Source organism: Aquabacter sp. L1I39, assembly GCF_017742835.1.
Taxonomy (GTDB): Bacteria; Pseudomonadota; Alphaproteobacteria; order Rhizobiales; family Xanthobacteraceae; genus L1I39.
In genome coordinates this window covers 2,652,492-2,664,286 of the sequence record NZ_CP072392.1, presented here as the reverse complement: position 1 = coordinate 2,664,286, position 11,795 = coordinate 2,652,492, and the positions used below count along the sequence as shown (strand labels likewise).

Here is an 11,795-nt window from a genome sequence, read left to right as displayed (position 1 = left end):
ACCGTGCGGCCACCTTCGCGGATCGCGAAGCGCAGCTTCTCTTCCATGGCGATCGGCACGATCAGGTGCACGTCCATGGAGACGTTATCGCCCGGCATCACCATTTCCGTGCCTTCCGGCAGGGTGCACACGCCCGTCACGTCCGTGGTGCGGAAGTAGAATTGCGGGCGATAGTTGGTGAAGAACGGGGTGTGGCGGCCGCCCTCTTCCTTGGTCAGGATGTAGGCTTCGGCCTTGAACTTGGTGTGGGGCTTCACCGAGCCGGGCTTGCACACGACCTGGCCACGCTCCACGTCCTCGCGCTTGGTGCCGCGCAGCAGGATGCCGACGTTATCGCCAGCCTGGCCCTGGTCCAGCAGCTTGCGGAACATTTCGACGCCGGTCACCGTGGTCTTCACGGTCGGACGGATGCCGACGATTTCCACTTCCTCGCCCACCTTGATGATGCCGCGCTCCACGCGACCGGTCACCACCGTGCCGCGGCCGGAGATCGAGAACACGTCTTCGATCGGCATCAGGAAGGGCTGGTCGATCGGGCGCTCGGGCTGGGGAATGTAGGCGTCGACCTCTTCCATCAGCTTCAGGATGGCGTTCTTGCCGAGATCGGGATTGCCGTTCTCCAGCGCCACCAGGGCCGAGCCGCGCACGATCGGGATGTCGTCGCCGGGGAAGTCGTACTTGGACAGAAGCTCGCGCACTTCCATCTCCACGAGCTCCAGAAGCTCGGGATCATCCACCATGTCGCACTTGTTCAGGAACACCACCAGCGCGGGCACGCCCACCTGGCGGGCCAGCAGGATGTGCTCGCGGGTCTGCGGCATCGGGCCGTCCGCCGCCGACACCACCAGGATCGCGCCGTCCATCTGCGCCGCGCCGGTGATCATGTTCTTCACATAGTCGGCGTGGCCGGGGCAGTCCACGTGCGCATAGTGCCGGTTCGTGGTCTCGTATTCCACGTGCGCCGTCGAGATCGTGATGCCGCGCGCCTTCTCTTCCGGCGCCTTGTCGATCTGGTCATACGCCGTGAACGTCGCGCCGCCCGTCTCAGCCAGGATCTTCGTGATCGCAGCCGTCAGCGACGTCTTGCCGTGGTCAACGTGACCGATCGTGCCGATGTTGCAGTGCGGCTTCGAGCGGTTGAATTTCTCTTTGGCCATTCCCCGTCCCGTCGGACACCCGCCCCCGACACCACCCGTCAGGCCGCTCCGGACGCGCCCCTCCTTGGTGCCAGGTGAGGACACGATAACAGAGGTCGAACGGAATAGGAATATGATCTAGGATATTTTTCTTATGAACGGCATGTTTGAGCCGGCCATGCCCCCCCCTCCCTATCCCTCCCCCGCTTTGCGGGAGAGGGGACTGCGGCGCGCTTGGCGGGGCGGTGGCTCTGCTTTGTCTCCGCGTCCATCATCCCGACCTCTGCCCCGGCGGAACAGACCCCCTCTCCCGCAAAGCGGGGGAGGGCTGGGGGAGGGGGAAAAAGACCTTCGGCGCCCGGGCAGGCCTACTTCAGCTCGCCGGAGGCCTTCATCTCATTGATGACCTCCACCACCACCTTCATGGCGTCCAGTGCCGCCGGCACGCCGCAATAGATGGCGGCCTGGAGCACGATTTCCTTCAGCTCTTCCTGGGTCAGGCCATTATTGATGGCGCCGCGCACATGGAGGCGGATCTCGTGCGGGCGGTTCAGCGCCGTGAGCATGGCGAGGTTGAGGAAGGAGCGGGTGCGCCGGTCGAGGCCCGGGCGGTTCCAGATCTCGCCCCAGCACCATTCGGTGACGAGCTTCTGGAGCGGGGCGGTGAAATCGTCGGCATTGGCCACCGAGCGGTCCACATAGGCGGAGCCCAGCACTTCGCGCCGCACGGCGAGGCCCTTCTGGAACATCTCGGTTTCAAATTCGGGACGCATCGCCATGCCAAAGCCTCTTATGGTTTGACCGGCCCGGATCGGCGCCCGATGGCCGGTGGGGGCGCAACACGGCACCCCGTTTTGAACCCTTCCCGCTTACGACGAGAGCCATTGACCGTCAAGAAAATTGTATGATAGGCATACGGTCATACGAACAAGAAACGTTGGAATACAACACTTCCAGCGGAAGGCGCCGGAACGCCGGCGGGAGGAAAGCCCCATGACCGCCATCGAGCCGTTCGAGCTGTTCGCCATCCGCTACGGCACCAATTCCGGCCGGCTGGAGTGCCAGAACGTGCTGGGCGGCGCCCCCGACAAGATGGGGTCGGACCTGTCTTATTATGTCTGGGTGGCCCGCCGCTCGGACGCGGTGTTCGTCATCGACACCGGCATGGACCAGGCCACCGCCGATGCCCGCAAGCGCACATTGCTGCGCCGGCCCGCCGATGCGCTGGCCCTGCTGGGCATCGACGCCAAGGCCATTGACCACGTCATCATCACCCACCTGCATTTCGACCATGCGGGCACGCTGGGAGACTTCCCCCGCGCCCGCTTCCATGTGCAGGACGGCGAGGTGAGCTTTGCCACCGGGCGGTGCATGTGCCACGAGCCGCTGCGGCATGCTTATGACGTGGAGCATGTGGTCTCCTTCGTGCGCTGCGTCTATGCGGGGCGGGTCGCCTTCCATGAGGGGGCCGAGGAGATCGTGCCCGGCCTCACCGTCCACCGCACGGGCGGCCATGCCAAGGGCCTCCAGGTGGTCCGCGTGCTGACGAAGCGCGGCCATGTGGTGGTGGCCTCCGATGCTTCCCACCTCTACCAGAACATGGAAGGCCGCCTCGCCTTCCCGGTGGTCCATTCCATCGAGGACCTCATGGAGGGCTACGAGACCCTCTATCGCCTCGCCTCGTCGCCGGACCATGTGATCCCCGGCCATGACCCGCTGGTGATGAGCCTTTATCCCCCGCCCGCGCCGGAACTGGAGGGCATCGTCGCCCGCCTCGACGTGCCGCCCCGGGCGCGGGGCTGAGCGGTGAACACACCTCTCCCCCTCGCCGGCCGCAGCGCCCTCGTCACCGGCTCCACCGGCGGCCTCGGCCACGCCATCGCCGAATACCTCGTCGCCCAGGGCGCCCGTGTCATGCTCACCGGCCTCCTGCCCGAGGCGGAGATGGCGGACGAGATTACCCGCCTGAACATGCTGGGCGGCGCGGCCGCCTATGAGCCTGCCGATATTTCCGCCCCCGCCGCCCTCGTCGGCCTGATCGATGGGGCGCAGGCGCGGCATGGCGCGGTGGACATCCTCGTCAACAATGCGGTGGTGCGGCACACCTCGCCCATCGAGGCCTATCCGCCCGAAAAGTGGGAGCTGGCGCTGGCGGTGAACCTGTCCGCGCCCTTCCATGCCATCCGCCGGGTGCTGCCGGGCATGCGGGAGAAGGGCTTCGGACGCATCCTCAACGTGGCCTCGGTCTATAGCTTCAAGGGCATCGCCAACCGGGTGGACTATGTGACCACCAAGACCGGCCTTCTCGGCCTCACCCGCACGGTGGCGCTGGAGGTGGCGACGGACGAGATCACCTGCAACGCGGTCTGCCCCGGCGTGCTGCCCACCCCCGCCATTACCGGCAAGATCGCCGGCATCGCGCGGGACGAAGGGGTGAGCGTGGAGGAGGCCACCCGCGCCTATCTGGCCGACCGCCATCCCAGCGGGCGCTTTGCCTCCATGGAGGCGGTGGCGGCGCTGGTTTCCTTCCTGTGCAGCCCCGCCGCCCGCGACATCAATGGCGCCGTGCTGCCGGTGGATGGCGCCTGGCTCGCCAGCTGACCCCTTTTTCGCGTTTTCAAAAGTTCCCGGAGGACGACGTGAACGACAAGACCATCGGATTTGTGGGCACGGGCCGCATGGGCGGACCCATGGCGGGCCGCCTTCTGGACGCCGGCTATGACCTCGTGGTGTTCGACCCCAGCCCCGCCGCCCTTGCCCCCCTGGTGGAGCGCGGCGCCCGCAAAGCGGCCTCCCCCGCCGAAGTCGGCGCGGCCGCGCGCATCGTCTTCGTCTCCCTGCCGACACCGGACGTGGTGAAGGCGGTGGCGCTCGGGGCTGATGGCCTGTCTTCGGGCGGCGCCATGCGCATCTTCGTGGACCTCTCCACCACCGGCCCCCGCGCCGAGGCGGACGTGGCGCGCGCCTTGAAGGAGAAGGGCGTCGACACCGTGGACTGCCCGGTGAGCGGCGGGGTCGCCGGCGCGCGCAAGGGCACGCTCGCCATGATGGCGGCGGGGCGGACCGAGGTGTTCGAGACCGTCAAGCCCATGCTCTTGAACCTGGGCAAGGTGTTCCATGTGGGCCAGGAGCCCGGCATGGCGCAGACCATGAAGGTCATCAACAATATGGCCTCGGTGGCGGCGCTGGCCATCTCGTCCGAGGTGATGGTCATGGGCGCCAAGGCCGGCCTCGACGCGGACGTGATGATCGACGTGCTGAATGCCGGCAGCGGCCGAAACAGCGCCACCACCGACAAGATCCCCAATTTCGTCCTGCCCCGCACCTTCGACTTCGGCTTCGCGGTGGGCCTGTCCTCCAAGGACATCCGCCTGTGCCTCGACGAGGCGGAAGCCTTGGGCGTGCCCATGATCGTGGGCAGCGCGGTGCGCCAGCTTCTCACCATCACGCGGGAGAAGTTCGGGGCGGACGCGGACATGACCAACATGGTGCGCACCGTGGAGGAATGGGCGGGCGCGGAAGTGCGCGGCAAGGCCGCCAAGGCCTGAGGCGCGTTCCCTCACCCGCCAGCCCGAAGGAGGCGTCGATGATTCCCGCAGACAAGGCCGCCGTCGCCCCCCTCTCCGCCAGCGACCGCCTCGCCGCGTTCGTGGCGGATTATTGCTATGAGGCCATTCCCCCCGCCGTGCGGCACGAGGCGCGCCGCTCGCTCTTGAACATGTTCGCCACCGCCTTTGCGGGCGCGTGCGATCCGGCCATTGAGAGCCTGTGGGGGGCGCTCGCCCCCTTCTGCGGGCCGCAGGTGGCCACCCAGATCGGGCGCGGCGGACGGGTGGATGCGCCCACCGCCGCCTTCCTGAATGCCGCCGCCGCCAATGTCTTCGACTTCGACGACACCCATCCCGGCACCGTCATCCACCCCACCGCCCCCGTCGCCCCGGCCTTGCTGGCGCTCGCCGAACTCAGGCCCGATGGGCGGGTGATGAGCGGGCGGGACTTCCTCGCCGCCTTCATCCTGGGCGTGGAGGTGGAGTGCCGGATCGGCAATGCGGTCTCGCCCGGCCATTATGCGCGCGGCTGGCACATCACCGCCACCTGCGGCGTGTTCGGCGCGGCGGCCGCCTCCGGGCGGGCGCTGGGGCTCGATGCGCTCCGGGTGCGGGACGCCTTCGGCCATGCGGCCGCGCAGGCCTGCGGGCTGGTGGAGGCGCTGGGCACGCCGGCCAAGAGCTTTGGCGTGGGCAATTCCGCCCGCAACGGCCTCATCTCCGCCTTCGCCGCCCGCAACGGCGCCTATGGCCCCGCCCGCCCGCTGGACGGGGAACGCGGCTTCCTCAACCTCACCTGCGACGATCCCCGGCCGGAGGATCTCACAATGGGGCTGGGCGAGACGTGGGAATTGGCAGAGAACACCTATAAGCCCTATCCCTCCGGCGTGGTGCTGCACCCCGTCACCGATGCCTGCCTTGCCTTGCGGGCGGCACCGGGCTTCGACGTTTCGGCCATCGCCGAAATCGTGGTGCGCGGCCATCCCCTGCTGCGCCAGCGCACCGACCGGCCCCATGTGAGCACGGGACGCGAAGCCCAGGTCAGCGCCCATCACACGGTGGCCGCCGTGCTGATCGACGGGGCGGCGGGCTTGACCCAATACACCACCGCCCGCGTCTGCGACCCCGCCGTCCAGGCCCTGCGCGCCAAGGTGCGCATGGAGGATGACCCGGCCATGGAGGTGGAGGCCGCCGTCGTCTCCCTCCGCTTCGCGGATGGCCGCACGGTGACCGAGGAGGTGGCCCATGCGCTGGGCAGCAGGGGCCGCCCGCTCTCCGACGCCGACCTGGAGCACAAGCTGCGCACGCTGGCTCCCCTCGCCGAAGGTTGCGCGCCCGATGCGCTCATCGACGCGGTGTGGAGCCTGGAAGACCTCTCTGATGCCGCCACGCTCCTGCGCCATGCGCGGCCGTGAGGCGGGGGCCTGGAAGCCGCCCGCCCGCCGGCCCTGCTCCCTCTCCCGCTTGCGGGCGAGGAGTGGGGAGGGGGGCGCGCGGGGAAGGGCCGGCGCGGCGGCCCGCTTTCGCCTTGCGCAATTCTTCAGCGTTGCCTTGGTGGCGCGGTCGCCCTTTCCCCCCTCCCCACCCTCCCCCGCTTCGCCCCCTCCCCTGCCCTCCCCCGCTTCGCGGGAGAGGGAGTCTGGCTCGCCGGGTGGAGAGCCGCGTGCAGGCTTTGGCAAGGCGGGCCGAGGTTCGGCGCCTCGGGTCTTCTCAAGCGAGAAGCATCCCGCCGACACGCTCCACGCCCGCGCCGCCCGCCGGCCCTGCTCCCTCTCCCGCTTGCGGGGGAGGGCTGGGGAGGGGGCCGCTCGGGAAAGGGCCGGCGCGGGGGCGGCTGGCTTCGTCTTCTCCTTGCCCGGTCCCACGCTCAGCGCGACACCGGCCCACCGTTCGTTCCCCTGGCCCTTTCGCCCCCTCCCCTGCCCTCCCCCGCTTCGCGGGAGAGGGGGCGCGGCGCGGCGGAGAGAGCAGAGTTGCGCGATGCGGGAATCCAACGCCGGCTTGATCTTCATGTCTGATTGTATGATCATAAGACCATTCTGACAGTACACCCATCACCCGCGCGGCGACGGCCGGGTTACCCGGACCGAAACAATCCAAGAAAAGCCGCGCCCAGGAGGAAACGCCAATGACCCTTCACGCCCTCACCCGCCGCCGCGCCTTAAGCGTGCTCGCGGCCACCACCCTCGCCCTCTGTGCCGCGCCCGCATTCGCGCTCGATTATCCTACCCGCCCGGTGACCATCGTGGTGGGCTCGCCCCCTGGCGGCGGCACGGACATGGTAGGGCGGCTGGTGGCTTCCGGGCTCCAGAAGGAGCTGGGCCAGCCTTTCGTGGTGGAGAACAAGGGCGGCGCCTCCGGCAATATCGGCACCGGGGCGGTGGCCCGCGCGGCGCCCGATGGCTACACGCTGCTGATGGCCTATTCGGGCTATCAGGTGGTGAACCCCTCGCTCTTTCCCACCTCGCTCCAGTGGGACCCCATCAAGAGCTTCGCGCCCATCGCCTTGGTGCTGAAGGCGCCGCACATCATCACCGTGAAAGCCGGCCTGCCGGTGAAGACGCTCGCCGACCTCATCGCCTATGGCAAGGCCAATCCCGGCAAGCTGAACTATGCCTCGGTGGGCCAGGGCTCGCTCAGCCATATTGGCGGCGAGATGTTCGCCCAGCAGACCGGCGTGACCATGACCCATGTGCCCTATCGCGGCTCGGGCCCGGCGGTGACGGACCTGGTGGCGGGCAATGTGGATCTCTTCATCAACACGCCCCAGTCCCTGGTGGGCTTCCTCCAGAACGGCACGGTGCGCGGCCTCGCGGTGACCAGCGACCAGCGCCTGCCCATGGTGAAGGACATCCCCACCGTGGTGGAAGCCGGACTGCCCAACCTTCAGCTTGAGGCCTGGTACGCCCTCTATGCCCCCGCCGGCACGCCGCCCGCCATCATCGAGAAGCTGGCCGGGGCGGTGAAGACGGTGGTTGAGACCAAGGCGTTCCAGGACGCGGCGGAACAGAGCGGCTCCTATGCGGTCTATATGGGCCCCAAGGAACTGGGCGCCTACACCGCCAGCGAATTGAAGGTCTGGTCGGGCGTGGTGGAGAAGGCCGGCATCAAGCTGGAGTGAGGACCGACCGATGAGCGCCCCCTCCCCCCGGCCCCGCACGCTGTATGACAAGGTGTGGGACGCCCATGTGATCCGCACCTATGAGGACGGCTCCTGCCTCCTTTATGTGGACCGCCACTTCGTGTTCGAGGTGACCAGCCCGCAGGCCTTCGAGGCCCTGCGGGACGCCGGGCGGCGGGTGCGCCGGCCGCAGGCCACCTTCGCCGTGGCCGACCACAATATCCCCACCCTCCCCGGCCGGACTGACGACAGCGGCGAGGCGGACGGCCGCGCCCAGCTCGCCTTGCTGCGGGCGAACACCGCCGAGTTCGGCATCTCCTATTTCGACATGAAGGATCCCCGGCAGGGCATCGTCCATGTGATCGGCCCGGAACTGGGCCTCACCCAGCCGGGCCTCACCATTGCCTGCGGCGACAGCCACACCCCCACCCACGGGGCGTTCGGCGCCTATGCGGTGGGGGTCGGCACCTCCGAGGTGGAGCATATCCTCGCCACCCAGACGCTGCTCCAGAAGCCCGCCCGCACCTTGCGCATCCGCGCCGATGGGCGCCTGGGGCTAGGCGTGACGGCGAAGGACCTCATCCTCGCCGTCATCGGGCGCATCGGGGCGGCGGGTGCTACGGGGCATGTGGTGGAATTTGCCGGCGAGACGGTGGCGGGCCTCTCCATGGAGGGCCGGCTCACTTTGTCCAGCATGGCCATCGAGGCCGGGGCGCGGGCGGGCATGATCGCGCCGGACGACACCACCTTCGCCTATCTGAAGGGCCGGCCCTTCGCGCCGCAGGGCACGGACTTCGACCGCGCGGTGGAAAAATGGAGCCACCTCTTCACGGACCATGACGCGGAATTCGATCGGGAAGTGGCGATCGATGCGGCCACCGTGGAACCCATGGTCACCTGGGGCACCAGCCCTGACGATGTGGTGCCCGTCTCCGGCCGGGTGCCCGATCCCGCCCGCGCCACGCGTCCGGGGGAGGCCGAGGCCATGGCGCGGGCGCTTTCTTATATGCGCCTGACCCCCGGCCAGCGGATCGCCGACATTCCCGTCGACAAGGTCTTCATCGGCTCGTGCACCAATGCCCGCATCGAGGATCTGCGGGCGGTGGCGGCGGTGGCCAGGGGTCGCAAGGTGAACCCACGGGTGACCGCTCTGGTGGTGCCGGGCTCGGCGCAGGTGAAGCGGAGGGCGGAGGAAGAGGGCATCGCCGCCATCCTGAAGGAAGCGGGCTTTGAATGGCGGGAGGCGGGCTGCTCCATGTGCATCGGCCTGAATGCCGACCGCCTGAAGCCGGGAGAACGCTGCGCCTCCACCTCCAACCGCAATTTCGAGGGGCGCCAGGGGCCGGAAGGGCTGACCCATCTCGTCAGCCCGCCCATGGCCGCCGCCGCCGCCCTCGCCGGTCATTTCGTCGATGTGAGGACGCTGGCGCCATGAGCTCGCCCCCCATGAGCGACACCCCCATGAGCGAGGCGGTTCCCGCCGAGCGGCGCTTCACGCGCCTGAAGGGCATTGCCGCGCCTCTGCCCATCGCCAATGTGAACACCGACATCATCGCCCCCAAGGACCTGATGCGCGCGGTGACCCGCAAGGGGCTCGGCTGGGGCCTGCTGCGGCCCTATCGCTTCGACGGCGAAGGCCGGGAGCGGCCGGACTTCGTGCTGAACCGTGAGCCCTGGCGGCACGCCGCCCTCCTGGTGGCGCACGAGAATTTCGGCTGCGGCTCATCGCGCGAACACGCGGCCTGGGCGCTGGCGGATTTCGGCATACGGGCGGTGATCGCGCCCTCCTTCGCCGAGATCTTCCAGAACAATTGCATCAAGAACCGCCTGTTGCCCGTGCCCCTCCCCCGCCCGCAGCTGGACGCCGTGATGGCGGCGGCGGAGGCGGGCGAAGAGGTGGAGGTGGCCCTTGAGGCGCAGGTGGTCCGGCTGGCCGATGGCCGCGCCCTGCCGTTCGAGGTGAGCCCGCTCGCCCGCCACCGCCTCCTGGCGGGCATCGACGACATCGCCGATACCCTGCGCTACGAAGACGACATCCTGGCCTTCGAGGACCGCCATTTCCGGGACACGCCCTGGCTGGCAGGCCGGACAAAAATTGAGGAAAAGACGCATGGATCTTGAGCTGAAGGGCCGCCGCGCCGTCATCACCGGCGGAAGCCGGGGCCTCGGCGCGGCCATTGCGCGGGAGCTGGCCAAGGAGGGCATGAACCTCGTTCTGCTCGCCCGCGATGGCGCCGCCCTCGCCCGCTTCGGCGCCGAGCTCGCCGAGACGTTCGGCGTGAGCGTGGCCACCCACGGAGCGGATCTCTCCACGCTGGAGGGCGTGGAAGGCGCGGCGCGGGCGGCTGAGGCGCAAGGCGCGCTCCATGGCCTTGTGAATTGCGCGGGCGCCACCAAGCGCGGCGACTTCTTCTCGCTCACGGAAGCGGACTGGGACACCGGCTATGACCTGAAGCTGCGCGCCGCCGTGCGGCTCTCGCGCGCGCTGTGGCCCAGCCTGAAGGCCGGGGGTGGCGCCATCGTGAACATTGCCGGCCTCGGGGGGCGCATGCCCGCCGGCGACTTTACCATCGGCGGCTCGGTCAATGCCGCCCTGCTCAATTTCACCAAGGCCCTGGCGGACGTGGGCATCCGCGACGGGGTGCGGGTGAATGCCATCAATCCCGGCTTCTTCCGCACCGACCGCCTCGCCCATTCCCTGCGGGCCACCGTGGAGCAGACCGGCTGCGCGCCGGAAGAGGCGGAAACGGTGCTGCTTCAGAAGCTGGGCGTGCGCCGCTTCGGCGAGCCGTCGGAAGTGGGGGAGCTGACCGCCTTCCTGCTCTCCCGCCGGGCGGACTATCTCAACGGCTCGGCCATCGAGATCGATTCCGGCGCCCGCCGGGGGATCTGAACGGGTCAGGCCGCAGGCGCCTCGCCCGCAGGAGGCGGGGCGACCTCGCCGGAAAAGAGATCGGCGATCCAGCGCGCGGAACTGGAATGGGCGCAGGCGGTGAGCGCGGCGATGACAATGGGCACGCCGATAAAGGCCCCCGCCAGCCCCCACAGGAAGGCCCAGAAGAAGACCGCGAACAGCACCATGGTCGGCGAGATGGCCAGCGCCTTGCCGGCCATGCGCGGCTCCAGATAGCTCCCCGACAGGAACTGGATCACGTTCAGGCAGGCAAACACCAGGAGCGCCATCTGCCAGGATTCGAACTGGGCAAGCGCGAACAGGGTGGGCAGGAAGGTGGCCACGAATGGCCCGATGAAAGGGATATAGTTCAGCGCGAAGGCGATGGCGCCCCAGGCGGTGGCCAGTTCCATGCCCGCCGCCAGCGTGAAGGCCCACACCACCGCGCCCGTGGCGATGCTCATATAGGTGCGCACAGCCATGTATTTCTGGAAGCGGGCGGCGATATGGGCGCCGGTCTCGGTCAGATAGGCCGCGATGTCCTGGCGCTTCAGCCGAGCCACCTGGCTCTTGAAGGCATTCACCTCCAGGAGGCCCAGCAGCACATAGACCAGCGTGATGATGAGGAAGGAGGCGAGCCCCTGGAGCCGCCCCGAGACCTCCTGCACCAGGCGCAGCATCCAGCGCACGTCGAAATTCTCGGAAAAGACGGAAGCCAGCAGGAAGCCGTGGCCCTCCAGCCAGTCGGAGGCCTGGCCATAGAGCAGCTGGAAGCGGGCCACATTGGCGAAGATCCATTGCGCCACCCGCCCGAAGCCCCAGACCACCGCGCCGGTCACCGAGGCCACCACCACCAGCGTCACCACCAGCGTGAGCGCCACCGCGACGAGGTTCGGCAGATGCTTCTGAAGCGCCCGCTGGAGCGGCCAGACGATGGCGATGGTGAAGAGCGCGAAGGCCAGCGGCACCACGATGGCCTGCGCCAGCGCCAGCGCGCCGAAGATCAGGATGGCCGCCATAAGCGCCACCGCCACGCTGGTGCCCCGATCCACGCCCGACATGCCCACCCCTCCAGATCCCGAACGCAGCAGTGCGAG

The 11,795-nt window shown here is 68.7% G+C and carries 11 protein-coding genes; 8 read left to right on the top strand and 3 right to left on the bottom strand.

The annotated features are described in order from the left end of the window. Together tuf and J5J86_RS11705 are read right to left on the bottom strand one after the other, a co-directional pair. A partial coding sequence (gene tuf / locus J5J86_RS11710) for an elongation factor Tu (protein ID WP_209105362.1) occupies window positions 1-1,157 on the bottom strand: 1,157 nt, incomplete at its 3' end. Between the two features lie 347 nt (window positions 1,158-1,504). Next, window positions 1,505-1,915 carry a carboxymuconolactone decarboxylase family protein gene (locus J5J86_RS11705; protein WP_209105106.1) on the bottom strand — a complete coding sequence of 137 codons (411 nt, stop codon included), beginning with the start codon at window positions 1,913-1,915 and terminating at the stop codon, window positions 1,505-1,507. 214 nt (window positions 1,916-2,129) lie between these two features. Here J5J86_RS11705 and J5J86_RS11700 point away from each other — a divergent pair, with 214 nt between their 5' ends. From J5J86_RS11700 to J5J86_RS11665, 8 genes are all read left to right on the top strand, one after another. After that, window positions 2,130-2,939, top strand: a complete 810-nt coding sequence (locus J5J86_RS11700) for an N-acyl homoserine lactonase family protein (protein ID WP_209105105.1) — start codon at window positions 2,130-2,132, stop codon at window positions 2,937-2,939. 3 nt (window positions 2,940-2,942) lie between these two features. Beyond that, window positions 2,943-3,737: an SDR family oxidoreductase gene (locus J5J86_RS11695; protein WP_209105104.1), complete on the top strand. Its 795-nt coding sequence runs from the start codon at window positions 2,943-2,945 to the stop codon at window positions 3,735-3,737. Window positions 3,738-3,775: 38 nt separating this feature from the next. Continuing rightward, window positions 3,776-4,684 carry an NAD(P)-dependent oxidoreductase gene (locus J5J86_RS11690; RefSeq protein WP_209105103.1) on the top strand — a complete coding sequence of 303 codons (909 nt, stop codon included), beginning with the start codon at window positions 3,776-3,778 and terminating at the stop codon, window positions 4,682-4,684. A 38-nt stretch (window positions 4,685-4,722) separates the two neighbouring features. Continuing rightward, complete coding sequence (locus J5J86_RS11685) at window positions 4,723-6,099, top strand: MmgE/PrpD family protein (protein WP_209105102.1); 1,377 nt, start codon at window positions 4,723-4,725, stop codon at window positions 6,097-6,099. A 713-nt stretch (window positions 6,100-6,812) separates the two neighbouring features. Beyond that, entirely contained in the window at window positions 6,813-7,805 is a 993-nt protein-coding gene (locus J5J86_RS11680; RefSeq protein WP_209105101.1) for a Bug family tripartite tricarboxylate transporter substrate binding protein, read from the top strand. A 10-nt stretch (window positions 7,806-7,815) separates the two neighbouring features. Beyond that, window positions 7,816-9,240, top strand: coding sequence for a 3-isopropylmalate dehydratase large subunit (gene leuC / locus J5J86_RS11675; RefSeq protein ID WP_209105100.1), 1,425 nt, complete (start codon window positions 7,816-7,818; stop codon window positions 9,238-9,240). Continuing rightward, on the top strand, window positions 9,237-9,926 hold the full coding sequence (gene leuD / locus J5J86_RS11670) for a 3-isopropylmalate dehydratase small subunit (RefSeq protein ID WP_247658353.1): 690 nt from the start codon (window positions 9,237-9,239) through the stop codon (window positions 9,924-9,926). The genes leuC and leuD overlap by 4 nt, the downstream gene beginning before the upstream one ends. Beyond that, a complete protein-coding gene (locus tag J5J86_RS11665; protein WP_209105099.1) occupies window positions 9,916-10,698 on the top strand; it encodes an SDR family oxidoreductase in 783 nt (260 codons plus the stop codon). The genes leuD and J5J86_RS11665 overlap by 11 nt, the downstream gene beginning before the upstream one ends. 5 nt (window positions 10,699-10,703) lie before the next feature. Here J5J86_RS11665 and J5J86_RS11660 read toward each other — a convergent pair whose 3' ends face one another. Beyond that, window positions 10,704-11,759, bottom strand: coding sequence for an AI-2E family transporter (locus J5J86_RS11660; RefSeq protein ID WP_209105098.1), 1,056 nt, complete (start codon window positions 11,757-11,759; stop codon window positions 10,704-10,706). Between the last annotated feature and the right edge of the window lie 36 nt (window positions 11,760-11,795).